At 52.8% G+C, this 23,969-nt stretch carries 20 protein-coding genes and 1 pseudogene; 12 read left to right on the plus strand and 9 right to left on the minus strand.

The window, feature by feature from the left end; all coding sequences use genetic code 11:
- The first annotated feature begins 16 nt into the window (after window positions 1-16).
- The 11 genes from FVR03_RS05415 to FVR03_RS05465 all read left to right on the plus strand — a co-directional run bounded on the left by FVR03_RS05415 (window position 17) and on the right by FVR03_RS05465 (window position 13,560).
- On the plus strand, window positions 17-1,000 hold the full coding sequence (locus FVR03_RS05415) for a DUF1259 domain-containing protein (RefSeq protein WP_116544960.1): 984 nt from the start codon (window positions 17-19) through the stop codon (window positions 998-1,000).
- 68 nt (window positions 1,001-1,068) lie between these two features.
- Window positions 1,069-1,701, plus strand: coding sequence for an ABC transporter ATP-binding protein (locus FVR03_RS05420; protein ID WP_116544961.1), 633 nt, complete (start codon window positions 1,069-1,071; stop codon window positions 1,699-1,701).
- Between the two features lie 12 nt (window positions 1,702-1,713).
- Window positions 1,714-2,508 (plus strand): ABC transporter permease, encoded by a 795-nt coding sequence (locus FVR03_RS05425; RefSeq protein ID WP_116544962.1) that lies wholly within the window; start codon window positions 1,714-1,716, stop codon window positions 2,506-2,508.
- A 109-nt stretch (window positions 2,509-2,617) separates the two neighbouring features.
- Window positions 2,618-4,762: a DUF5916 domain-containing protein gene (locus FVR03_RS05430; protein ID WP_133242792.1), complete on the plus strand. Its 2,145-nt coding sequence runs from the start codon at window positions 2,618-2,620 to the stop codon at window positions 4,760-4,762.
- Between the two features lie 181 nt (window positions 4,763-4,943).
- On the plus strand, window positions 4,944-5,156 hold the full coding sequence (locus FVR03_RS05435; protein WP_116544964.1) for a hypothetical protein: 213 nt from the start codon (window positions 4,944-4,946) through the stop codon (window positions 5,154-5,156).
- Between the two features lie 325 nt (window positions 5,157-5,481).
- Window positions 5,482-6,567, plus strand: coding sequence for a PDDEXK nuclease domain-containing protein (locus FVR03_RS05440; protein ID WP_147920735.1), 1,086 nt, complete (start codon window positions 5,482-5,484; stop codon window positions 6,565-6,567).
- Window positions 6,568-6,754: 187 nt separating this feature from the next.
- Window positions 6,755-7,156: a hypothetical protein gene (locus FVR03_RS05445; RefSeq protein ID WP_147920736.1), complete on the plus strand. Its 402-nt coding sequence runs from the start codon at window positions 6,755-6,757 to the stop codon at window positions 7,154-7,156.
- Between the two features lie 156 nt (window positions 7,157-7,312).
- Window positions 7,313-7,579 carry a hypothetical protein gene (locus FVR03_RS05450; protein WP_147920737.1) on the plus strand — a complete coding sequence of 89 codons (267 nt, stop codon included), beginning with the start codon at window positions 7,313-7,315 and terminating at the stop codon, window positions 7,577-7,579.
- 113 nt (window positions 7,580-7,692) lie between these two features.
- Window positions 7,693-9,234, plus strand: coding sequence for an efflux RND transporter periplasmic adaptor subunit (locus FVR03_RS05455; RefSeq protein ID WP_147920738.1), 1,542 nt, complete (start codon window positions 7,693-7,695; stop codon window positions 9,232-9,234).
- A 56-nt stretch (window positions 9,235-9,290) separates the two neighbouring features.
- A complete protein-coding gene (locus FVR03_RS05460; protein ID WP_147920739.1) occupies window positions 9,291-12,383 on the plus strand; it encodes an efflux RND transporter permease subunit in 3,093 nt (1,030 codons plus the stop codon).
- A complete protein-coding gene (locus FVR03_RS05465; RefSeq protein WP_187270051.1) occupies window positions 12,376-13,560 on the plus strand; it encodes a TolC family protein in 1,185 nt (394 codons plus the stop codon). The genes FVR03_RS05460 and FVR03_RS05465 overlap by 8 nt, the downstream gene beginning before the upstream one ends.
- A gap of 178 nt (window positions 13,561-13,738) precedes the next feature.
- Here the strand turns inward: FVR03_RS05465 and FVR03_RS05470 are convergent, their stop codons facing one another.
- The 7 genes and pseudogenes from FVR03_RS05470 to FVR03_RS05500 all read right to left on the minus strand — a co-directional run bounded on the left by FVR03_RS05470 (window position 13,739) and on the right by FVR03_RS05500 (window position 21,346).
- Window positions 13,739-14,980 (minus strand): MFS transporter, encoded by a 1,242-nt coding sequence (locus tag FVR03_RS05470; protein WP_147920741.1) that lies wholly within the window; start codon window positions 14,978-14,980, stop codon window positions 13,739-13,741.
- A 232-nt stretch (window positions 14,981-15,212) separates the two neighbouring features.
- A complete protein-coding gene (locus FVR03_RS05475) occupies window positions 15,213-16,199 on the minus strand; it encodes a DUF1259 domain-containing protein (protein ID WP_255474072.1) in 987 nt (328 codons plus the stop codon).
- A 91-nt stretch (window positions 16,200-16,290) separates the two neighbouring features.
- A complete protein-coding gene (gene chrA, locus FVR03_RS05480) occupies window positions 16,291-17,514 on the minus strand; it encodes a chromate efflux transporter (RefSeq protein ID WP_222707175.1) in 1,224 nt (407 codons plus the stop codon).
- A 100-nt stretch (window positions 17,515-17,614) separates the two neighbouring features.
- Window positions 17,615-18,499 carry a chromate resistance protein ChrB domain-containing protein gene (locus tag FVR03_RS05485; protein ID WP_255474073.1) on the minus strand — a complete coding sequence of 295 codons (885 nt, stop codon included), beginning with the start codon at window positions 18,497-18,499 and terminating at the stop codon, window positions 17,615-17,617.
- 49 nt (window positions 18,500-18,548) lie between these two features.
- Window positions 18,549-19,406: pseudogene (locus FVR03_RS05490) on the minus strand (IS3 family transposase); the annotation flags it as partial.
- Between the two features lie 53 nt (window positions 19,407-19,459).
- Window positions 19,460-20,827, minus strand: a complete 1,368-nt coding sequence (locus FVR03_RS05495; protein WP_147920744.1) for an IS110 family RNA-guided transposase — start codon at window positions 20,825-20,827, stop codon at window positions 19,460-19,462.
- Between the two features lie 225 nt (window positions 20,828-21,052).
- A complete protein-coding gene (locus FVR03_RS05500; RefSeq protein ID WP_147920745.1) occupies window positions 21,053-21,346 on the minus strand; it encodes a transposase in 294 nt (97 codons plus the stop codon).
- Window positions 21,347-21,722: 376 nt separating this feature from the next.
- On the opposite strand from FVR03_RS05500, the gene FVR03_RS05505 reads away from it, so the two are divergent.
- Window positions 21,723-22,316, plus strand: coding sequence for an EF-hand domain-containing protein (locus FVR03_RS05505; protein ID WP_147920746.1), 594 nt, complete (start codon window positions 21,723-21,725; stop codon window positions 22,314-22,316).
- A gap of 495 nt (window positions 22,317-22,811) precedes the next feature.
- Here the strand turns inward: FVR03_RS05505 and FVR03_RS05510 are convergent, their stop codons facing one another.
- Both FVR03_RS05510 and FVR03_RS24295 read right to left on the minus strand, forming a co-directional pair.
- Entirely contained in the window at window positions 22,812-23,771 is a 960-nt protein-coding gene (locus FVR03_RS05510; protein ID WP_147920747.1) for a sodium-dependent bicarbonate transport family permease, read from the minus strand.
- Window positions 23,768-23,935, minus strand: a complete 168-nt coding sequence (locus tag FVR03_RS24295; RefSeq protein WP_187270052.1) for a hypothetical protein — start codon at window positions 23,933-23,935, stop codon at window positions 23,768-23,770. The genes FVR03_RS05510 and FVR03_RS24295 overlap by 4 nt, the downstream gene beginning before the upstream one ends.
- Window positions 23,936-23,969: the final 34 nt, after the last annotated feature.

The following is a 23,969-nucleotide window of genomic DNA, read 5'->3' on the forward strand; positions in this document are numbered from 1 at the left end:
ATTAACACTGGACTTCATGAAGAACATCATAAACCGTCGACAGGCCCTTCGTGCTACTGCGTTACTGGGCACGCTGCCCCTTATAGGTATACCTGAGTTACAGGCAGCCCCGCAAAAAGGGAAAACACCTCCTCTTAGCTCGCAGGAGATTGCGGCCATTGAAGCTGCCATGGGTAAGAAAGGAACTTATAAAGAGGCCGAAGCCACGCATACCACGGCGCTGCCTAGAAATGATTTAAAGGTCAAGATAAAGGGCGAAGCCGTACCGATTTCCTTCGGATTTGGTGGCTGGGCCGCTATTAAGAAAACCGTGGATGGTAAGACCGCGATGCTGATGAGCGACACGGTGCTGCTGCAGGAGGAGGTAAACCCTTTGATCTCCGCGGCCCATGCCAATGGCTTGGAGGTAAGCGCTATCCACAACCATTTCTTTTACGAAGAACCGCGCATCTTTTACATGCACCTGCATGGGATGGGTACCCCGGCAGAGCTGGCAAAGAAGTTTGCCGCGACCATCAGCCAAAGCAAGATCTCCCCTGCAAACCAACCCAAAACCACTACAGCTGTTGGTTCGGCGGGGGATCAAAGATTTTACACACCAGCCCTGGATGGCATCGTCGGGCATAAAGGCACGGTGAACGGCCCCACCTACAAATACACCGTGGGACGTGAAGATTTAACCATCATGGCCATGGGTACGGAGCTGACGCCATCCATCGGGTTGAACTCCTGGGCCTCCTTTGCCGGGGATAGAGATAATGCCCACGTAGCTGGAGATATTGCGATGCTGGAACCTGAAGTAAACCCTGTGATAGCGGCTCTCCGTCGAAATAATCTGGAAGTGGTGGCCCTGCACAACCATATGCTCGGCGACGACCCGCGCATGATATTTCTGCACTATTATGGGCGTGGGCAGGCGAGAGAATTGGCAAAGGGCTTCCGGGCAGCACTTGACGAGTTGGGCAGGCATGGCAAGGCAATGAACCATAAAAAGCATTGATGTTACAAAAGCTAAAGCCCCTATCCATGCAGCGCATGTTTTAGGGGCGGGCTTCTGAACGCATAAAGATGATTCATGCCAAAGATGTAGTAGTTAGGTTTGATCAGGAGACTGTTCTGGATAATTTGTCTTTTAAAGTGGGACAAAGCGATAAAGTGGCCGTAAAGGGGCCGTCAGGATCGGGGAAAAGTACCCTGCTGCATGTGCTGATGGGTTTTGTGATACCAGAAAGCGGTGAAATAATCATTGCAGGGCACCCTTTGAGCCAAGAGCATATTCAGAAGATACGTTCCCAAATAGCCTGGCTACCCCAGGAGCTGCCCCTGCTCCTTGATCGGGTGCGGGATTTGTTGCTGATGCCTTTCTCCTTTGCCCGCAACAAGCACCTGCTGCCATCTGACAGGGAGGTAGCAGAGGTTTTTGAGGCTTTCCGGCTGGAGACCACCTTACTGAACAAACCTTTGCAGGAGATATCGGGTGGGCAGAAGCAACGGGTCGCATTAGCATCCTGTGTGCTGATGAAAAGGCCCCTGCTTCTGCTGGATGAACCAACCTCCGCGCTGGATGCTGTGACGAAGCAGTGCGTCATGGACTACCTTTTTAATCTTCGGGAAGTAACGATACTGGCGCTTTCTCATGACCAGGAATGGATTGCCCGTTCCGATGGGGTTATCTCTTTAGGAAACGCGTCACATCATTAAATTAGCAGGAACGTGGACGGGATAAAGGATATACAATGGCCTTTTTTACTGCTCGGTTACCTGTTGCTGCTGCTGCCCCTTGCCCTGCTGGGGTACTACCGTACGGGACTGATAAAGCCCACTCTTATGGCGGTGGCCAGAATGACAATCCAATTGTCTCTGGTAGGCCTTTACCTGGAGTTTATCTTCAAGCTGGACAACGTCTGGGTCAACCTGCTCTGGATCATCCTGATGGTGGCTTTTGCCTCGCTGGCGGTTATCAGCAGGACCAGCCTTACGCATAGGCTTTATCTTATACCTGTTTTCTGGGCCATTGGCCTTAGTCTCACCGTGATAGTAGCGTACTTTTTCACTGTAGTGATCAGGCTGGAGAACTACTTTGAAGCTCGGTACCTGATTCCAATTACCGGTATGTTGCTGGGTAACTGCATGCACAGCAACATCATCGGACTGAATGCTTACTATAGCAGACTCCGCCTGGAACAGCAGCTATACCGCTACGCGCTGGCTAACGGCGCCACCCGCGGAGAAGCACTTCACCCCTTTGTACGGGATGCTCTGGTCAAGGCCTTCAACCCCTCTATCGCCAGCATGGCCGTGATTGGCCTGGTGTCGCTGCCTGGGATGATGACAGGGCAGATATTGGGCGGAAGCGACCCTAGTGTGGCCATAAAATACCAGCTCATGATCATGGTCACCATTTTCACCTCCTCCCTTCTCACGGTACTCCTGACGATTTTCTTCGCTAACCGATATGCCTTTGATGCCTATGATAATTTCAAGCTTGACAGCCTCAAGCCCCAGTAGCATAATAGCAAAAGCAGTCTCACATGTAACTGTCCACTAAACCTGCGCAACCTGTGTCAATATGTACAAAGACCTCCTCTTCCGTTGCTTTTGTGTTCTCTCTTGCCTCTTGACGGCTCCCTGTTATGAAACCGTGGCGCAGGTGAGTCTGCCTGATACTATCCGGACTAACTTCACAGAAGCAGGGATCCAGCTCGATGGCATCCTGGATGAGCCTGCCTGGAAAGAAGCTACCCGGATCTCTAATTTTACCCAGCGGGAGTTAAACGAGGGTGAGCTGGCCACCGAACGCACGGAGGTGGCTGTGGTGTACACGCAGAAGGCCCTCTACATCGGAGCCTGGTGCTACGACCGGGAGCCAGATAAAATAATCGCAAAGGAACTTAGAAGGGACTTCAACCACAGTGTGGATGATAACTTCGAGGTCATCATTGATACGTACCTCGACAAGCGGAACGGTTTTCTGTTCATCGTCAACCCTAACGGGGCCCGCAAAGATGCCCAGGTTTTAAATAATGGGGGCAGCTTTAACGTCAACTGGAATGGGGTCTGGAATGTAAAGACCTCCATCACCGCGGAAGGATGGTTTGCTGAGTTTGAAATACCCTTCTCCACCTTAAAATTCAGGTCAGGTCTTGAACAGCAGGTTTGGGGGATAAACTTCGAACGTAACATCCGCCGGAAACGGGAACAAATCCTGTGGCAGGGGTGGTCGAGGGATTCAGAATTGGAGTTTGTCAATCGGGCAGGAGCGTTGAAAGGATTGAGCAACATTGAAGACAAGGCTTTTGTGGAGGTGAAACCCTATGGCATTGCCGGAATGCAACTCAACAGAAGAGATGCTAATAAAGGGGTGCTCAATGCGGGTGGGGATGTGAATTACTTGGTGACACCTACGCTCCGGCTAAACCTTACGGTCAACACCGACTTTGCACAGGTGGAGGCGGACCGGGCGCAAATCAACCTGACCCGGTTCCCGGTGTTTTTCCCGGAGCGGCGTGAGTTTTTCCTGGAGGGGGAAGACTACTTTGACATGGGGCTCGGTGACCGGATAATAGGCTTTTATAGCAGAAGGATAGGGCTTAACCAAAACCGAGAGCCGGTGTCCATTATAGCAGGGGCAAGGATGTTGGGCAAGATCAACAACTCCACGGTTGGGGCGATGAGCTTACAGACGGCCGAACAAGGCAGCGGGGAAAACCATTCCCCCACTACCAATTATACGGTGCTAAGCTGGCGGCAGGATGTGCTAAAGCAGTCAAGCGTAGGTATCATGTCTACGAACAAATACGCCCAGGGACGTCATCACAGCACCACAGGGGGATACGCCCGCTACAGTACCTCTTCCCTTTTCGGAGACAAGAACCTGATGGCTGGCGGAGCTTACGCCCGAAACTATAACTCAGATGGCACGCCGGCTGACGCCAGCGCTCACCGTTTCTTTGTCAGCTACCCCAATGACCGCATCCAGTTTGACGCAGCCTGGAACCGCAGTGCGACCAACTTTAACCCGGAGGTAGGTTTCCTGAGTCGGGATAACTTTCAGGAGTTTTACACCGAGCTGGAGTTCCGGCCCCGCCCCACCAAGAACTTCCTGCGCTGGATCAGGCAGTTCAGTTTTAAGCCGCTGGACATGAACTGGTTCATTTACGATGACACCAAGCAGATGCAGAGCTTCTTCTACGAGATCAGGCCGCTGGGCTTCGAGACAAGGGGCGGCGAGTCTTTCGAGTTTAATATTCAGCGCCGCGGGGAGGGAGTCAGGGAGCCCTTTGAGATTGGCAGAGGGATTTTTATACAGCCAGGTGACTATTGGCAAACCCGGTATGAGATACAAGCCAGCACCTTTTCTAGCCGGGAGTTCTCGGTAGGCACTGCCGTTAATTGGGGCAGGTTCTATGACGGTAAAATAACAGAAAGTGCCTTCGGCCTCAATTGGCGTGCAAGCCGTTACCTGAACGCCAACCTAAATTACGAACATAATTGGGTGAGCCTGCCGGAAGGGAGCTTCCATGCCAGGTTAGTCAACAGCCAAATCGCTTATGCGCTGAGCCCGAATGTATTCGGCTCCCTGTTTGGCCAATGGAACGATGAGGACAGGGAAGCCATTTTGAACTACCGGCTCCACATCATCCCCAGGATAGGCACGGATTTCTTCTTTATCGTGAACCAGCTCTACGACACCTCCGGCCTGGGATGGAAGCTGACCCAGACGCTCATTATCGGCAAATTGATTTGGCGGTTCGTGCTATGAGGACCACATTCCCGCTAAGAACAGAAGGTTATCAAAAATATGCCGCTGCTATAGGAGGGACAAGACAGCATAACGCGATCACAAAGAAGCAACCATTAAATGGTTGACAACCACAGGATCATTCTATTGGTTATCAAGCATATATTTTAACCCTTTAACAAACCCTAGCAACACCAGTATTGTGGCAGAAATCCCAGAAAGCCCTCCGCTCGGCTTCCTTCCGTTCGCCAAGCTTGAAAAGGATTATCGTCCACTTGAACAAAAAGTCCGGAAAGCCGCTGTCATCCGGGAAGTTTTTGTTGACATGGTTGAGGTAGCTAAGTTCGCCCGGGAAGTCATTAAGTTGAATGTAAAGCGCCAGTGGCAAGTATTAGAGCCCCAGCTGTCGTTATAAGCGCTGCTCCACCGATTCTTGCCAGCCGCAAGGGTTAATTTGATCTGCCAGATCTTGCTTTTGATGCTTTCTTGGAGCTCCGGTGTCATAAGTGTTGCTTGAGCAGCTCCTTCCCCTTGCGCAGTACTTTACCTAAGCCGTATAGGTGAAAATTTATAATTTATTAAATGTCTTATAATTTGCGATATGTTAAACAGCAAACGGTTTGTTTTGCTTCACATATCGTTTCGTCTCCAGCCGCGAGTGATGCAATGTCCCTACAGCCGTAGTTGACAAGGAGAGCCAAAGTGTTACCTTTGTGACCGTTCACCTTACCGGATTCTCCATGTCACAGGACCAATTCTCTGAAATCACTACGCTCATCCAACAAGCCAGAAGCAGTGCCCTGAGAGCCGTCAACACAGAGCTGATCAATCTGTACTGGCAGGTGGGGGAGTACATCAGCAGGCGGATCGCCACCGCCAGTTGGGGCGAGAAAACAGTCGATGAGTTGGCCGCCTACTTAAAACGAAACCACCCGGAGCTGAAAGGCTTCAACCGGAGGGGGCTGTACCGTATGAAACAATTCTATGAAACCTACTCCACAAGCGCTTTAGCGCCATCGCCAGGACCGCAGGCACCGACAGCCGGGGAGCAGGAGGCTCAAATTGTGTCATCGCCAATGACACAATTAGGGTCAAGCAGCCTGAGCGGCAGTGAGCTGGCCAAAGTAAGCTGGACTCATCACCTGGTGCTGCTGTCACGGGCCAGAACGGAGGAGGAACGGGAGTTTTACCTGCGCCTCTGCATTCAGGAGAAGTACAGTGTCAAGCAGCTGGAAAGGCAGATCAACAGCGGCGTGTTCGAAAGGGTGATGCTGGGGAACCAGAGCCAGCCGCCGGCGATCAAGGGACTGGACCAGGAGGTGGTGAATATCTTTAAGGACAGCTATGTCTTTGAGTTTCTGAACCTGCCGGAGCCGCACAGTGAGGGGGTGCTTCAAAAAGCGTTGATCGCCCAGATGAGGAGCTTCATTCTGGAGCTGGGCAGGGACTTTTTGTTTGTGGGGGAAGAGTACAGGCTTCAGGTCGGGAATAGCGATTTCTATGTAGACCTGCTTTTCTATCACCGGGGTTTGCAGTGCCTGGTCGCCTTTGAGCTGAAGGCCGACAAGTTCAAGCCGGAGCATCTGGGGCAGCTTAACTTTTACCTGGAGGCGCTGGACCGGGACGTGAAGAAGTCGAACGAGAACCCCAGCATCGGCATCCTGCTCTGTAAAGACAGGGACACAGAAGTGGTCGAGTACGCCCTGAGCAGGAATCTATCCCCGGCCTTGGTGGCCGAGTACAGGACCCAGCTGCCAAATAAGGAGCTGCTCCAGCAAAAACTGCATATGCTGTTTGAGGCAAACCAAGAAGGCAGTGAATTATAGCCAAGTGGCCTGCTTCCTCTAATTCCTCGGTGACTTTGTTTTACATAAAAGCTGTTATGGGCTTTTCCTTTGTCATTATCTTTTTATCATCTGTAGTGAAGAAAGATAGGCGTCACTAACCAGTTCTGTTTTATTCCATGTAATCTTACAGATTGGACATAAGCCAATTAATGGCTAACTTTGAATAATGTCTAAGAAGGTTGCCCTGCTGCTGCTTACCCTTTTTGCCTATACCCTTGTATTGGTGCATGGTGTTATGCCGCACGAGCATCTTCACCAGACGGACACCAAGGCGCAGCACCACGCCCACCAAGACCATCCGCATTCCCACGACCATGATGCTCCGGAGGAAAAGGAGAGCCCTTTCAGCCACTACTTCCACTCGGCCGTACAGGGAGAGCCGCATGTGTCAACCCGACAAAACAACTTAACTTCGGCTCCTCTCTCGGACGCCAGAAGCGAGGAGTTCCTGTTTATCCCTAAGGAACTGGTCGCCGGCATAGTGCGGAAAAGCGCCTTACACATCATAGGCTTTTCGCCTCCACCACACCAAACCCACCTCCCGCAGCGCGGCCCTCCGGCTGCCTAGCCCATCCAGTTATCGCTCTTGTCAGATCAGCCGAGGTCTACTAGGCTACGGTCTTTGAGTGCATTTTATGCGTGCGCTTATACTTTACCGTGAATGGCAAAGAGCACCCCTTCTTTTAATTAACCCCTGTTTTTACAAAATTAACTTTTAAGCAAAATGAAAAAGGTTCTTTTCTCTATTGCAGCGATGGCGCTGTTTACTTTTGGCTGCTCTTCTAACACGTCAAGCGAAGAAGGACATGAGCACGGGCCGGACTCCCACCAGCACGAAGGCACTTCAGAAGAGGAGCACGGTCATCCGCATGAAAGCGACGGTAGCCACCCGCATGAGCAGGAAGAGTTCACTGTAGAGGGCGACTCTGCCGTGACCGAAGCCGCCACGGAAACCCACTCGCACGACGGACAGGGCGACCACCAGCACTAGTCTGCTGAACCATTAGTGCGCTACCCGGGGAGTGCGGCAAACAGCCGCATGCTTCCCGGGCAAGCCGCTATGGACTAAATGTACACTTGAGTTACAGTAACATCAGAACTAACATGTTAAGATCATATGTAAGCCTTATGGCTTTTTGCCTGGTGCTCTTCGCCTCAGGCTGCGGCCAGAATCAGGAACACGCCCACGACGGGGCAGAAACCGAAGCGGAACACGGCCATCCCCACGGAGACGAACTGGAGCCTGTCTCCTATACCATCTATACCGACAAAACCGAGCTGTTTGTGGAGTTCAAGCCGCTGATAGTCGGCGAGACTTCCTCCTTTGCGGCACACGTTACGCGCCTCGGTGAAAACTTCACGCCCCTTACGGAGGGGCAGCTAACCGTCAGCCTCGTGAAAGGCGACAAAGGCATACGGCAGACGGTGCAGGAGCCGCGCTCACCGGGCATCTTTGGTCCGGCGCTCCAGCCCAGGGAAGCCGGCAGCGGGTATAAACTTATCTTTGACGTCAAGTCAGGGGACTTCACCGACAGGATCGTGATCGACAACTTACAGGTGTACCCGAACGCGGAAGCCGCGCTGGCCGATACCAAAGAGGCCGACGCTCCGATGGGTGAGGAGGTGCCGTTCCTGAAGGAGCAGGCCTGGAAGGTGGCGTTTGCCACAAAGCAGGTGACGCCGCAGCCTTTTCACCACATCATCAGAACCTCCGGCCAGATCATGCCGGCCCCGGGAGACGAGCAATCGATCACGGCCAGCGCAAGTGGAGTGGTCTCTTTGGCTGGTAACGACATCATTGTCGGATCGCCAGTAAAAGCGCGGGAAAGGCTTTTCACCATTTCCGGCGGCGGAGTGGCCGAGGGCAACATCGATACCCGTGTGAGGGAGGCGCGTACAGATTTTCAGCGTGCGCAGGCCGACTACGAGCGTGCAAAGGAATTGGTAAAGGATCAGATCATCTCTCAGCGGGAGTTTGAAAGGCGCAAGGCCATCTATGAAAATGCGGCGTCGGCTTACCGCACCATTGCCGGTAACTACGGCCCGAAGGGCTTGAGCGTGTCCGCGCCGCAGGGCGGGTTCATCAAATCCGTGCTGGTCTCTGACGGAGAGTTTGTAGAGGCGGGGCAGCCGCTGGCCAGCATCACGCAGAATGAGCGACTGGTACTGCGAGCGGAGGTGCCCCAGACGGAGGCTTCCCAATTAGCCAAAGTAAACTCCGCCAGCTTTAAAGTGCCGGGCGGGGAAGTATACGATACCGAAAACCTGAACGGCAGGCTGCTGGCCTACGGCAAAAGCGCCGGTGCTGACTCCTACCTCATCCCCATCACCTTCGAGATAGCCAACCGTGGCGAACTGGTTCCGGGGTCATTTGTGGAAGTGTACCTGCGTTCTGCGCCGTTGCCCAATGCCCTGACGGTGCCTGTCAGCGCGATCATGGAAGACCAGGGCACGCACTACGTGTACGTACAGACGGCGGGAGAGACCTTTGAGAAGCGGGAAGTAAAGCTGGGTGCATCCGACGGCATCAACGTGCAGCTGCTCTCGGGCGTGAAGCCGGGAGAACGGGTGGTGACGAAAGGGGCCTACCAGATCAAGCTATCCTCGGCATCGGGTGAGGTGCCGGCCCACGGACACGAACATTAACCACGTAGGGCGAGGACTTTTAAGAGTCTTGCCCATTCGTATCAAAAAGAGAAGAAATGTTAAATAATATCATAAAGTTTTCGCTGCATAACCGGCTGCTGGTTATCGTGGCCTCCTCGCTGTTACTTGTCTTCGGCGGGATCACGGCCTCCCGCATGGAGGTGGACGTGTTCCCCGACCTGACGGCCCCGACGGTGGTGGTGCTGACCGAGGCGCATGGCATGGCGCCGGAGGAAGCCGAGCGGCTGGTGACCTTTCCCATTGAGACAGCTGTCAACGGGGCCACCGACGTGCGCCGCGTGCGTTCTTCCTCCTCTGCCGGCATCTCCATCGTGTGGGTGGAGTTTGACTGGGGCACCGACATTTACAAGGCACGGCAGATCGTAACCGAGAAAGTGGCCACCGTGGCCGAGCGCCTGCCGCAGGGCGTGGGGACTCCCACGCTGGCCCCGCAATCCTCCATCATGGGCGAGATCATGCTCATCAGTGTGACCGGCGACAGCACCAGCCAAATGGACCTGCGCACGCTTGCCGACTGGAGCATACGTCCGCGGCTGCTGGCCACGGGCGGTGTGTCGCAGGTGGTAGTGATCGGGGGAGAGTATAAACAGTACCAGGTGCTGGCTTCCCCACAGAAATTAAAGTACTACAATGTGTCGCTGCACGAGTTGCTGCAGGCGGCGGAAGAGGCCAACCAAAACGCGTCGGGCGGCTTTATGCAGGAGTACGGTAACGAGTATATCGTGCGCGGCATCGGCCGTACCAGCGATCTGGGGGAGCTGGCTAACACGGTGATCAAGGTGAATGGCAACGCGCCTGTACGCATCGGGGATGTGGCCGCCATTAAGGTGGGCGCGGCCGTGAAGATCGGTGACGGTTCTTTGAAAGGCGAGCCGGCCGTGATCATGACTGTGATGAAGCAGCCCAACACCAACACCCTGGAACTGACAGAGCAGATAGACCAAGCCATAGCCGACCTGGGTCAGAACCTGCCGGAGGACGTGAAGATCAACACCAAGATCTTCCGGCAGGCAGACTTTATCAATGCCTCCATCAACAACATACAGAAGGTGCTGCTGGAGGGGGCCGTGTTCGTGGTGGTGATCCTGATCCTGTTTTTGATGAACATCCGCGCCACTGTCATCTCTCTGCTCGCTATACCCATCTCGCTGATGGCGGCTATCCTTACCCTCAAGTGGCTTGGCTTTTCTATCAATACCATGAGCCTGGGCGGTATGGCCATCGCCATCGGTGACCTGGTGGACGACGCCATCATCGACGTAGAGAATGTGTTTCGTAGGTTAAAGGAGAATGCGCGAAAACCCGTGGAGGAGCAGCTGGGTAAATTACAGGTTATCTACGACGCCTCTGTGGAGATACGTTCCTCTGTGATCAACGCCACCTTTATCATTATCGCCGCCTTTGTGCCGCTCTTCTTCCTTTCCGGCATGGAGGGAAGGCTGCTGGCGCCGCTGGGCATCGCCTTTATCGTGTCGTTATTTGCTTCCCTGATCGTGGCCATCACCCTGACGCCGGTGCTGTGCAGCTACATGCTCACCAGCGATAAAATGCTGTTGAAGCAGCACCGTGAAAGCTGGCTGGTGCACCGCCTGAATATTGTCTATGAGCGGTCGCTGCGAAGCGCCATGCGGCATAAGAAGGCGATTCTAGGAGTTGCGGTGCTGCTGCTGGTGGGGGCACTCTTTGTCATGACCACGCTGGGGCGAAGTTTCCTGCCGGAGTTCAACGAGGGTTCCCTGGTGATCAGTACCGTCAGCAAGCCGGGAATCTCGCTGGAGGAGAGCAACAAGATCGGAACGCAGGTGGAGAAAGCGCTGCTGACCGTGCCGGAGATACAAACAACGACCCGCAGGACGGGCAGGGCGGAGCTGGACGAGCACGCGCAAGGGGTGAACGCCTCCGAGATCGACGCACCGTTTGTGCTGGAGGACCGCAGCCGCGAAGAGTTTATGGCCGAGGTCAGGGAAAAACTGGCGGGCATTACCGGTGCCAATATCACCATCGGGCAGCCCATCGGCCACCGCATCGACCACATGCTGTCGGGCACCCGGGCCAACATCGCCATTAAGATATTCGGCCCTGAACTCCCGAAAATGTTCTCCATCGCCAAGCAGGTGGAGCAACAGGCCAACTCCATTGAGGGGCTAGTCGATGTGAGCGTGGAGCAGCAGATAGAGATTCCGCAGATACAGATCAAGGCAAGGCGCGACATGCTGGCCAAGTATGGCATCACCACCGGAGAGTTTGCCGAGTACGTGGACGTGGCCTTTGCTGGGGAAAAGGTGTCTGAGGTATATGAGGGGGCACGCAGCTTCGACCTGGTGGTGCGCTATGACGAGAGCAGCCGCGGGGAGTTCGAGAAGATGAAGAACGCCCTGATCGATACCCATGACGGGCAGAAGATACCGCTGCACTACGTAGCGGACGTCGTCTCGACCAGCGGCCCGAACACCATCAACCGGGAGAACGTGCAGCGCAAGACGGTCGTGTCGGCCAACGTAGCCGGCCGTGACCAGCGCAGCGCTGTGGAGGAATTGCAGGAGAAAATACAGGCGAATGTGGCCCTGCCGGAAGGATACCGCATCGAGTACGGTGGACAGTTTGAGGCGGAGGAGGAAGCGTCCAGCACACTGCTGTTCGCCTCGCTGCTTTCGCTGCTGGCCATTTACCTGATACTTTTCCATGAGTTCAAGTCCTTTAAACTGTCGAGCATCATTTTACTAAACCTGCCGCTGGCCCTGATTGGTGGCGTGCTGAGCATTTTCTTCACATCAGGCATCATCAGCATTCCGGCCATCATCGGCTTTATCACCCTCTTCGGTATTGCTACGCGAAACGGTATTTTGCTGGTGTCGCATTACCAGTTGCTCTTGCAGCAGGGGCATAGCTTGTATGAGAGCGTGATCATTGGCTCCCGGGACAGGCTTAGCCCTATCCTTATGACGGCGCTTACGGCAGGACTGGCGCTTATTCCGCTGGCCCTGGCTGGCGATCTGCCGGGCAACGAGATCCAGAGCCCGATGGCCCAGGTGATCCTGGGCGGTCTGCTCAGCTCGACCTTGCTGAACCTGTTTATTGTGCCGGCGGTGTTCCTGATGTCCAATCAAAATGAGAAAGACAATGTATAGATATTTGATAACCAGCCTTTGCCTATACCTGCTTGTTGCGGTGCAGGCAAAGGCACAGCAAACCGTTGCCGGTGTGTTGCAGCAGGTGGCGGCCAACAACAAAACCCTGCAGGCGGCGGCGCAATACAGCGAAGCCCGGAAGCTGGAGTTTAAAACTGGCCTAAATCCGGAGGACCCTTTTGTAGAGTATGTCTACTTTAACGGCCAGCCCGCAGAAGCCGGAAACCAGAAGGAGTTTGCTTTGACGCAGCGTATCGACTTCCCAACGGCCTACGGCAGGAAAAGGCGCGTGGCGAGCCTGCAGGAGGCTCAGGCGGATTACCAGTATGCCCAGCAGCGGCAGAACATTTTGCTGCAGGCCCAGCAAGCCGCGCTCCAACTGATCTACCTGAACAAGCAGGCGAGGGAGTTGGAGAAACGCTACCAGGATGTAGAGGCGCTGTACCGCAGGTTTCAGAAAAGCACACGTGCCGGAGAGGGCAACGTGCTGGACGAGAACAAGGCGCGCATCCGGCTGCTGGACATCCGCGCCACCTTGCAAGCAAACAAGGCCAGGCGTAGGGTGCTGGAGGAAAAACTCAAAGAGCTAAACGGCGGCCAGCCGGTTGCTCTATCTGATACAGCCTTTGCCGCTATGCCGGCAGTTCCTGCCTTTGAAGTGCTGGACAGTTTGATTGAAGTATCAGACCCGCGCCTGAAAACGCTGGAGCAGCAAGCAAGGGTGCAGGAGGAGAAGGTGAAGGTGGCCAGGGCACTGGCTCTGCCGAAACTGGAGGGCGGCTACCGCTACCAAAGTATATTGGGTCAGACGTTCCAGGGGGTGCACGCCGGCATTTCCATCCCGCTTTGGGAGCGCCGCAACACCGTCAGCACGCAGCAGGCTTACAGCCAGTATGCGCAGGCGCAGCTGGAGGCCGAGCGGGTTTCACACCGGCAGGAGGTAAAGCAGGCATACGAAGAATACCGGGTGCTGCAGGAGTCGCTGCGCGATTACCAGGAGCTGATGGAAAGGCCGGAGAACCTGCGATTGCTGGAGAAGGCCCTGCGGCTGGGGGAGATCTCGGCCGCCGAGTACTTCATGGAGCTCAGCTTTTACTATGACACCTACGACAAATACCTGGAGCTGGAGGCTGAGGCGCAACAGAAGGTAGCGGAACTGCTGCGCTACACGTTGTAGGGTTTGGGTAAAGTATAAGCTATTGATATTGTACCCTTGTTGGTATAAATTAGTGAGAAGGCAAGGGGATACTCCTTGCCTTCTTTATTTCTGGAGGTACCTGTTACAACCTGCTCATTCCTTTTGTACCCTTAACACTGCTGGCCGATTGCATTTTGACTGTAGAAACAATTGAGGCTTAGCGGAAAGCTTTTGCGGAGACCCACTTCTGAAGGTAAGGCAAGGACAGCAACACAAGACTGATAAACACAAGGACGGCCAAAACCGCCCCGACTAAAAAAGTGTACCCTGTGAAGTGAATGCCTGTGAAACCCGCGATAGGGTAGGCAATCGCCCACCATAAATGCGACCACGCAAAATGGGCGCCGTATACTTTGCCCTGCTGCTCTAAGGGGATATTCTCGGCAATCAGGATCTGGGAAGGCATCTCGCAAAAGCTCTGGCCTAAGCCAGCAAGAAGCCACAGCATCAGCATGGGCATCAGGGTAACATAGTTAGCGCCTGCGATGGCCAGCATGAGCAGCAAAGCCCCGGCCATAAGCGACAGAACCTTGTTTCGGGACTTGTCTACCATGCCGACACTAAACGCAGCTATAGTGGCACCTATTCCAAAGGAAGCCATCACCCAGCCGTATTCCTTGCTACCCAAATGCAGTCCACCCTCAATGTAGCCAATTGTGTTCACCAGAATGTGCGCCCCTGCAATGGCAGCGACAAGCTCTATTCCTAATGCGAAGCGCACGGCAGGGTTATGGATCAGCAGCTTGGTGCCGTTGCGTATGCCCTGCCAGGTTGTGGCAGCTTTTTCGCCGGGTTTTACCCTGGCTTGGGGGGCAATTGCTTTTCGGGGCAGTAAAACGATAAGGACAGCGGCTATTATAAAAGTGGCCGCGTCGATGAAAAAGATTTGCCGTACACCCAACCAGGCCGCTAATATACCTGCCAAACCCGGGCCCAGCACACCCAGCAACTGCCAGGTGCCGTTTGACAGGGAAATAGCAGCCGCGTAGTTTTGTTTGTCGGAGATCAGCTGTGGGATAGCTGACTTGTAGGCCGGGTTGAAAAAGGCGTTAAAGACATTCAATAGAAAAATCAAGGTGTAAATCTGCCATTCAGCCGTAACAAATGGCAAACAAGCCACGATGGCCATTCTGGCAAAATGTGTTACATAGAGTATCTTTTTCCGGTCCAGCTTATCTGCCAGAACCCCTGCCAAAGGGGAGAACAGGATAAAGGCGGTGACACGCAATGTCAAGGCGGTTGCCAAGATGGCTGCAGAGCGTTCCTGCCCGAACTGATAGGAAAGCAGCGCGATGCCCACCCAGGTAATGGCGTCGCCCAACAGGCTGATTGTTTCGGCCAGGTATAACTGTACAAACGGTTTGTTTTTGATTACATCAGATAGCCTGTGCGAAGCCATGCGTATAGAGTGTTTTGGCTGTAGGTACGCACAAAACCAGAAACAGTCTTGGGAGAGGCTGTAGAACAGGTATCCATTAGACATAAGAGGAGTGGGCAGAAGTGGTGTACGGGCTCTTCTGACCCGCCCACTACAGTTTAGGTGGTATAGTTTCTTGTGATAGTTGATGCCAAAGTGAAAGGTGGGATCAATTACACTGCAAAGCGATGAAGCTATACTTTCCTACATCTCATTAGTGTTTCATCACATCACGTTTGCCGTGCCTGCCGAGCTCATCAAGCGCCGCCCGGAACCCTTGGGCCAGCTGCGGGGCAGGTCCTTGCCCATAGTAGTGCAGAAACACCATGCGCGGGTCGTCGCCCAGCATGTGGTTGTGCAGGGCCACCACCTCCAGGTTGTTCTGCCGCAATGCCTTGATGACGGGGTTCACCTCTTGCTCCAGCATCGCGATGTCACCGGCGATGTGCGCCTTGTCCTGTGTCCCTGCAAAGGAAGCCCAGGAGTTCAAACCCATGGCGGTAGTCAACTCAGCACCCATGGCCTTCACGTTTAGGTCGTTCCTACCCACGGTATACTTGTAGGTAGGACCATTTACCGCGCCCTGTTGCTTGACGATGGCATCCAGTTTGGGTATGTCAAACAGCTCTTTCCCTGTTTTCTGGGAGGCGCTTGTTGTCTTGGGTTGGTTGGCGGGGAGCAGCTTTGTGTCTTTGATGGCCGCGGCGTAGCGCTTTGCCAGATCAGCGGGTGCCCCCATGCCGTGCACGTGCATGTAGAAGATGCGGGGTTCCTCGTAAAAGAAGTGGTTGTGGATGGCGCTCACCTCCAGCCCGTTGGCCTGGGCAGCCGAGATCAATGGGTTAACCTCTTCCTGCAGCAGCACCGTGTCGCTCATGAGCACAGCGGACTTACCATCGGTAGTCTTTTTGATGGCTACCCAGCCGCCAAAGCCGAACGGTATGGGCACAGGCTCTCCCTTTATTGTTACTTTTAAATCGTTGCGGGGAAGGGAGGTATTGTGTACCGCCTGCTCCTGTACATAGTTTCCCTTCTTGCCTAAGGCGGCCTCTATGGAGGCTATCTCCTGCGCGCTCAAAGGAGGTGCTTGGCCTTGTGGTTTGGGGGAGGCAAACAACTGTTTGTAATCCAAGAGGCTGGCGGTACTCAGCATGGCCGTGGCATAAAGTGCCTGCCTGCGGTTAAGTTTTGCTGTACTCATACCTACTGTGTTTTATGGCTGTACATGAAAAGTATATTCATAGAAATACGGATTAAAGGGATTGTGGTCCATGTTCGATCTTTACTGCGGTTTAGCTAAGCAGGTACCGGGACATCCCGATCAACCCGGCGCCCAATAGCACAAACACCACCGTGAACTTCGACTTGATGCGGTAGAGCACCAGCATGGACAGAGCAAACACAGACAGGGTAAACCAGTCTGTGATGGTTGCTCTGAAGAGCTGCACCGCCGTTATGGCAATCAGCCCTATCACGCCGGCCGTCACGCCGTCCAAGAAGCTGTGCAGGGCCTTGTTGTCAATCACTTTCTCCATCAGGCTGTGGCCAATAAGCGTAAAGGAGAAGGCCGGCAGGAAGATGGCAAACGTCATGATAAGTGTGCCGGGCCATCCGGCCCCAAAGTATCCCACGAAAGTAGAGAAAATGATGAGCGGAGCGGGAAGTATGCCGGAAAGCGCAATTCCGTCCAGAAACTGCCTGTTGGTGAGCCAGCCGTTGTTGATGACCGCATCCTGCTGAATGAAAGGGATGACGGTATAGGCACCTCCAAACGTTAGCAGCCCGGCTTTCAGCCCTGACCAGAATACGGCAAAGGGCGACTGGATGCCAGCGTTTGCGGGTGAGAAGGCTTCCGGGGCGACAGCAGTATTTTGGAGCTGCAGCACCTCCGGGTTGAACAGCAGCACGCAGGCCGCGGCGAGGGCAGCGGTGCAAAGGGCCACATACGCTGTTTTTCCCTTCATCCAGAACATGTAAGCCAGCCCTACCAGCGGCAGAACGATAAAAAAGCCGACTCCGCAGAAGTAGGCCACAAAGGCAACTGCGGCAATTGTAAGCAGCCTTTTGTTCACCAGCGCGTGCTTCCCGATGCGGTGGACAGCCGCGAAGATAAGCGCGATGACGGCGGCCTGAAATCCCACAAAGACAGCTCTCAGTAGTGGAGTTTCTATCCCTATGGTGGTGTAAAGCCAGGTGAGCAGCAGCATCAGGATAAAGCCGGGTAGCATGAACCCGAGGCCCGCTAGGAAGCCGCCCAGCCTGCCGCCCGCGACCATCCCGAAATAGACGCACAGCTCATGCGCCTCGGGGCCGGGCAGCACCTGGTAAACGGCCAGCACCCTGTTGAACCGCTCTTTCGACACCCATGCTTCCTCTTCCACCAACTCCCGCCTAAGCATGGCGATCTGGGCCACCGGACCTCCCCAGGCAAGGAAACCGAACCTTAGGAAACGGAAGAAGATTTGCGTCTTCGTTTGACGCAGAGCAGCGGTGCCTGAAGATTCCTGCATTTGCATAGCTAAATAACCAGATATATAAAAAACGTGGCAGCCTCGGCTGTGCCTGCGCTCACTTTGCACAAGCTAATAAATCTCTGATGCTAAAAATTGAACATAATTAACCTTTGGTATCCTTTTTACCTTTTGCCAGGCTTTTTTTATACTCGGAAGGGCTTTTGCCGGTGTGTTTTCTGAAAGTGCGGGTGAAATGGCTCTGATCCGAGAAGCCGGTCAGGTAGGCTATTTCTGATAAAGAGTAATTGGATATATGAAGTAAGTTGATTGCTTTCTCTATGCGAAGTTTGCGGATGTACTCTCCAAAAGACAGGTTTTCGAAATACTTGGAGAACTCGCGCGACACATAGGCCGGATGCAGGTTCAGCCCTTCCGCTATTTCTTTGAGGCTCAGTGTCAGATTAGTGTCTATCTGGTCCTGGATGATCTCCTGCAGACCCTTTGCCCAAGCTGGGGTTTTACTTTTCTCGCATTTTTTCTGCTGGATATATTGGTTGAATACTTGCAGGAAAAGACGCTCTGTCGGACTCTGTGTATGCTTTTCCTGTTGAAGGTGCTTTGCCCAACTGTATAAGGCATCATAAATGATCATTCCCTTTTCCAGCAGCTCGTAATCATCCTTTATGTTGTAGGCAAGGCCAGCTGAGATTGCCCATAGTCCTGATGCCTGGCTTGCCGAGCTGTGGTTATCTGTGTCAGCGCCTCTTACAATAAGGGCCATTTTCTGAAGCGCAGGCTCCTTCAAGTCATACTTCTGCAGATAGTAGTCGAACGTGCAGCGATCTTCGTAATGGGTAAACTCCACCCCTGGAATATCGAAAGGGGTAGCGTTCAACTCACGGGCTCTCTCCTTGATCTGTGCATAGGGAGCAAAAATAATTTCCGCATCCTTATCAATGAACCTTCTGATAAGCCAGGGGCATGCTATCCGGTCTATCTTAGGACGTTCGCGTGTGATCCATTTCACTGGTTTGCTTATAGATATCATGAGGTGTGTCGGAAATGACGGACAGTAAATTTGCTTAGCGGTTATAAAGTTAACATTTCTTTTCATAGTGCATCGGGCTCAGGTACCCTAAAGCAGAATGCCTTCTTCTGGTGTTGTAATACATCTCGATATACTCAAAGATCTCCGTCTGGGCATCCTGTTTGTTTTCAAAGGCCCCTCCCTCCAGCAGTTCTGCTTTAAACCGACTGAAGCAGGACTCCATAAAGGCGTTGTCGTAGGCGTTGTCGGCCCGGCTCATGCTCTGGCACGTCTTGTGCTTGTCGAGCAGCCTCCTGAAGGCTTTTCCGGCGTACTGCCCTCCCCGGTCCGAGTGCACGAGCATGCCAGGAGCAACCGTTCTGGTGGCCAGGGCCCGCCGCAGCGCCTCTACCACCAGCTCCTCCTGCATGTGTGCATCCAGCCTCCAGCCCACTATCCTTCTGGAGTAGAGGTCCATCCACACGGCCAGGTACAGGAAGCCGCCGCCCGCCAGCGGGATATAGGTGATGTCGCCCACCCACACCTGGTTAGGGGCTGTGGGGAAAGCCAGCTCAAGTAGCAGGTTAGGGCTGATCGGGTATGGATGGCGGCTGTCAGTGGTCCTGGGCACGAAGCTGCGCGGCTGGATGGCCTTGAGTTCGTGCTTTTGCAGCACCTGCCGCACCTTATACGCCCCGATCTCCAGGCCCTGCGCCTTGAGCTCTGCCACCAGGCGACGCACGCCGTAGCGCCTGCGGTGGTCCTGAAACGCCTCCAGGACAAGCCGCTCAGTTTCCTCTTCCCTTTTGTCCACAACTCCGCATGCTGACAACCAGCCGTAGTAGGCGCTGCGACTTACCCCGAGCACCGCGCACAGCGTGTGCACCGGCCAGGCGCCTGCGCTCCCCCTGATGAAGCCGTACACCTGCTTTAGGTCTGGCGACTGAAAATGGCCAAGGCTTTTTTCTGTACAACCAACTGCTAACTAACTGCTAATGAAGTTCTAAAAAACAGCTTATCAAGCTCTTCTTTATTTAACTCAAGAGCATATAGCTTTTTCTCGATTTGTTTTAGTTTCAGGGCTTTCTGCTTTTGGCTACTGACCTGAACCTGTTCTTTTCTGTAGGGTTCTTTTTTGGTGATCATGTTCCAGATAATAACAGCTAACTTTCTGGCCGTGGCAATGATAGCAGCGATGCGCCCTTTCCGGAACGCAATCCTTTTAAAGAATGGGGTGAGTTCATGATTCTTATGATTGCCAATAGCGTTAGCTGCATGACGCAGAGCTTTGGCAATATAGTTTTTCCCCGATGGCGTACGGTTGCTGATCACACGCCCGCCACTTACCTTGTTGTTGGGCACCAGCCCTAGCCAGCAGGCAAAGCTCTTGGCCGTCGGGAACCTGTGCAGGTCATGGCCCATGTTGGTCAACAGGCACAGCACCGTGTTAAAGCTGATGCCGTTAACGGCAAACAGGTCGGTCTGGAAATACTGATAAGCAAGGTGAGGCAAATCGAAGCCCGGAGCATGTTTGCCCCTTTTTTTCCTGTTGGCTTTCAACTGCTTCTCCTCCTGGACCGGTATTTCTGTTTCAGGGGCATATTTGATCAGGAACTGCTCGATGACCTGGTCGCACTCCTTCAGCTTGTTTTCATAGAGCCTGTAGAAATCCAGGCAGGCCTCCAGCTCGAAGAGCAGCTCTTCCCGCCACCAGCCATGCAGCGCCCCGGCAATCTCCTGGCGTGAGCGCTTCACACGGCTGCTCACCAGGGAAGCCAGGCACTCTGGGTCGCGGGTTCCTGAGAGGATGGCTTCAATAATGGCCATGCCAGACTGACCGGTGATGTCGTTGAGAACCACATCCAGCCGGATGTTCATCAGCCGGAGTGCCTTCTGCATTTTGCTGCTGTAGCGCGCCGACTGCTCCACCAAATGTTGACGGTGATAATAATAGGTGCGCAGCTGCTGGAACGTGTCGCTGAGCAGCAGGCTGCCTGACAGCAGGCCCAGGGAGTGGAGTTTCTGTATCCACTGGCAATCCAGCACATCCGTCTTTCGTCCCTTCACATTTTTAGTCTGGCTGCCAGGTACCAGCAGCACCTCGAAGCCCGCCTGCTGCAGGGCATTGAACAAAGTCTGCCAGTAACTACCGGTACTCTCCATGGCGATGGTGGTGACGCCACAGATATGAAGATGGTCAATGAGTTCCTCGTGATCTTTTGTATAGACACCAAATTCACGCACATTTTCTTTCACCTGATCCACGGCAACCATATGGCTGCGAGAACCCACATCAATGCCGGCGGCATGCGGATGAATGACTTTAAAAGGTATTTCCTGCTTTCCCATAATTGAAAAAAATTAGTGACTTCAGGGAAGGCCGTGAATAGTAAAATTTTTCTGTACGGGATTCTTAGACAAGATCACCAGTTCATTCATCAAATGCCCCTCCACAAGAGGAGCATAGGGCATTCCGGCCCAGATTTTAGGAAGGACTTACCTAGTGCCATTAAAAGCGCGGGGCTCGCTGAAGTCTCGGCTAATTTAGGAATTATGTCGGAAAGGTTGTATTGGCTATTCCACAGTGCCGGCGCTGTATACTGATTTTAAAATGTCACGCTCGGTCTCCAGCTCCCGGATGCGCTTGTGGAGCGCATCTACCTGCGAAAGATCTGCTCCTGTGCCTCCGGTAGCTGGCTTGTCTGCCAACCTGCTGCGGCTTTTCCACTTGTAAATCAGGTTCTCCCCGATTCCCAGGGAACGGGCCACCTCGCTGACCGGGCGACCATTGAACACCAGCTGCAGCACCTCCTCTTTGAAGGCTGCGTCGTACTTGCGGCGACTGATAGCTACTTGTTTCTCTTTCATCTTGATTTGCTAAGGTAAGCAAATCCACTGTCCGTATTTATTGAAGCATCTCAGACAGCCTTATAACGGAGAGGGAGTATACTACCGGTGTCTACTCCTTATGGGATACCAACGGGGATAATGTACTGGATGAAACGGAGTATGAGCACTAGAACAGCTGCCATGGAAGACTGGTGTTTCATCCCATAAACTGAGCTTGAGTACCTGTTGTTCCCTGTGTGTGTTGTTTCTTTCTATCAGCCTTAGTACCTGGCTTTTCTCAACTATCACTCTCCCTCATATAAACAAACCATGATCAGTGGAACGAGGTTAAGCATACCCCGTAGATCTTAACAGACGCCTGCAAAGCAGTTAACGATAAGCTCCTGAAAGAACAATGAAGAAAAGAGAGATGAGCATTCTGAAAAGGGTAAGAAACGGATTCTGCCTTTTCCTTTTGGCAGGAATGGCAGCATGCTACGGAGGAAGGAAAGTTGCAGAGGGTGATGTGGTGGACGAAGATTTATTTCCGGCCGACCGTATGACCGTGACTGATTTGGGTGTGACCGAAAAAGTGGCTGTGGCCGACACTTGGGACGAGGTTGATTTCTTCACGGACTTTACCTCCACTACTTACTATGAGGACTGGGACGTGGACGGCGACAACTTCCTGAATGAAGATGAGTTTGTAGCAAGCTTTTTTCAGCTGTGGGACACAGACAACGACGGAATGATCGAGGATATCGAATTAAACAGGGCGGTGGCGGACTTTGGCCTGGGTGGGGCAGCCTGGGAAACTGACGGTGATGGCTACCTGGAGATGGCTGACTTTGAAATCGGCTTCGCCGACACAGGCTGGTATGATGCTTGGGACAAAGACGACGATAACCAGATATCAGTGCGGGAGTATACAGCCGGTGTCTTCCAACTGTGGGATAAAAACAATGACAAAACCCTAGATGAAACGGAGTACAGACGTTACTTCCACTGACATAGACTTGATGCTGTGGGCCTGCTGCCAACAATGGCAGCATAGGAGCAAAATGGCTGAGGCAAGCTAAAAACTAAGGAGTAACGGCTCAGCATGAGATGAGCTACAAATTATGCCTTGGAGCTGAAGGCACAATTCCACAGGACACGCGCCCTTGTACGGGCTGGAAAGGTTCGGTTACTGCTCTCACACCGCAGCCTGCCGCTAAGTGCCAAAACCATGCTTCTTCATTCTAGGACGTTGAGTAGTTCGCCTAAAACAGGTGTTATAGTAATTTCCAAGATTATTGATTGTAAAAGCCTATAAATTCCGCCTTTGATGGGACGCCTTTAAGCGGGGCGGTTTTTTGAGTTTTTGCTGCGCCCTGTCTTATATTATGTCAGGGAGGCGGTGTAGCGACTCCTGCTTGGATAAAGATTCCGTCGTACAATAAGTCAAAAGACAAACTATAATTTTCCCCCTTCTGTTTTACTTCAATACTGTTCATCCTTATTTTCAGCCTAAAATAATTGACATATAAATAGGCATTCCAAAGGTAATGTTGAAGGGGAAAGTAACCGCCAAGGCCATGGGTAAATATAAACCGGGATTGGCTTTGGGAACCGCCATTTTCATGGCAGCCGGCACTGCAATGTAGGAGGCACTTGCTGCCAGGATCGAAAACATTAAGCGGTCCCCGGTTTCGGCTGTCACAAGGCCGCTTATCCAAGCTATAAAACAGCCGTTGATCAGGGGAACCAGGATGGCGAACAGGCTTGTAAACCAGCCACTTTTAATAAAGTCATTTAACTTTCTTCCGCTTACGATCCCCATATCTAGCAAGAAAATAGCCAGGAAGCCTTTAAAAATATCGGTAGTAAAAGGGGCGATGCCCTGCGCCTGCTTTTCGCTTGCCAGAAGACCAATGATTAAGCTGCCTAAAATCATCATTACACTGCCATTGGTAAAAGAATGACTGACTAAGCTGCCTATCCTGGGGGAAGAGGAATCCTTTTTGCCATACAGCCTGATGAGAACTACCCCTACAATAATAGCAGGTGCTTCCATAAGGGCCATCACCGCAACCATATGCCCGCTAAAAGGAACGTTCTGGATTTCCAGGAAAGATACTGCAGTAACAAAGGTTACAGCGCTAATAGAACCATATGCCGCTGCAATGGCACCCGCATTTTCTATGCTAAGCTTTCTTTTCAGGATAATGAAAGAGTAAAACGGGATTAGGAGGGAAGTCAGGACACCAAACAAAATTGCCCATACAATCTCTAATGTAAAATGGCTGTGGGCTAATTCCCTGCCTCCGTTAAAACCAATGGAGAACAAGAGGTAAAGGGAAATGAACTTAGAGGAATTTTGGGGTATTTCCAGATCGCTTTTTAAACGGACTGCCACAATTCCCAGGATAAAAAATAGTAAGGCAGGGCTTGTTAAGTTATCTATTAATAAGTTTAGGTTCATTTATCGTGTTTTATAGTTTGCGTTTTGAAAAAGAAAAGGCTCTCCAGCTCCCATGCAGGATGTGTTATGAAGAAGAAAATAAGGAGAGCGGTGCTAATGGCGAAAATCGACCACATCCATTTGGTGAGCAATGAAGGAATCAGGCTTTGATTTGTTGTAGTCATTTCGGCTTTAGGGAAGGACTTGAAAGGGTGTCCT

It is taken from the genome of Pontibacter qinzhouensis, assembly GCF_008017455.1.
GTDB lineage: Bacteria > Bacteroidota > Bacteroidia > Cytophagales > Hymenobacteraceae > Pontibacter > Pontibacter qinzhouensis.

Coding starts and splice junctions, on each gene's coding strand:
- FVR03_RS05460 (WP_147920739.1), top strand. CDS start 9,291: ATGTTAAATAATATCATAAAGTTTTCGCTGCATAACCGGCTGCTGGTT.
- chrA (WP_222707175.1), bottom strand. CDS start 17,514: ATGCAAATGCAGGAATCTTCAGGCACCGCTGCTCTGCGTCAAACGAAG.
- FVR03_RS05445 (WP_147920736.1), top strand. CDS start 6,755: ATGTCTAAGAAGGTTGCCCTGCTGCTGCTTACCCTTTTTGCCTATACC.
- FVR03_RS05485 (WP_255474073.1), bottom strand. CDS start 18,499: ATGATATCTATAAGCAAACCAGTGAAATGGATCACACGCGAACGTCCT.
- FVR03_RS05500 (WP_147920745.1), bottom strand. CDS start 21,346: ATGAAAGAGAAACAAGTAGCTATCAGTCGCCGCAAGTACGACGCAGCC.
- FVR03_RS05440 (WP_147920735.1), top strand. CDS start 5,482: ATGTCACAGGACCAATTCTCTGAAATCACTACGCTCATCCAACAAGCC.
- FVR03_RS05505 (WP_147920746.1), top strand. CDS start 21,723: ATGAAGAAAAGAGAGATGAGCATTCTGAAAAGGGTAAGAAACGGATTC.
- FVR03_RS05470 (WP_147920741.1), bottom strand. CDS start 14,980: ATGGCTTCGCACAGGCTATCTGATGTAATCAAAAACAAACCGTTTGTA.
- FVR03_RS05420 (WP_116544961.1), top strand. CDS start 1,069: ATGATTCATGCCAAAGATGTAGTAGTTAGGTTTGATCAGGAGACTGTT.
- FVR03_RS05510 (WP_147920747.1), bottom strand. CDS start 23,771: ATGAACCTAAACTTATTAATAGATAACTTAACAAGCCCTGCCTTACTA.
- FVR03_RS05465 (WP_187270051.1), top strand. CDS start 12,376: ATGTATAGATATTTGATAACCAGCCTTTGCCTATACCTGCTTGTTGCG.
- FVR03_RS05415 (WP_116544960.1), top strand. CDS start 17: ATGAAGAACATCATAAACCGTCGACAGGCCCTTCGTGCTACTGCGTTA.
- FVR03_RS24295 (WP_187270052.1), bottom strand. CDS start 23,935: ATGACTACAACAAATCAAAGCCTGATTCCTTCATTGCTCACCAAATGG.
- FVR03_RS05495 (WP_147920744.1), bottom strand. CDS start 20,827: ATGGGAAAGCAGGAAATACCTTTTAAAGTCATTCATCCGCATGCCGCC.
- FVR03_RS05475 (WP_255474072.1), bottom strand. CDS start 16,199: ATGAGTACAGCAAAACTTAACCGCAGGCAGGCACTTTATGCCACGGCC.
- FVR03_RS05450 (WP_147920737.1), top strand. CDS start 7,313: ATGAAAAAGGTTCTTTTCTCTATTGCAGCGATGGCGCTGTTTACTTTT.
- FVR03_RS05455 (WP_147920738.1), top strand. CDS start 7,693: ATGTTAAGATCATATGTAAGCCTTATGGCTTTTTGCCTGGTGCTCTTC.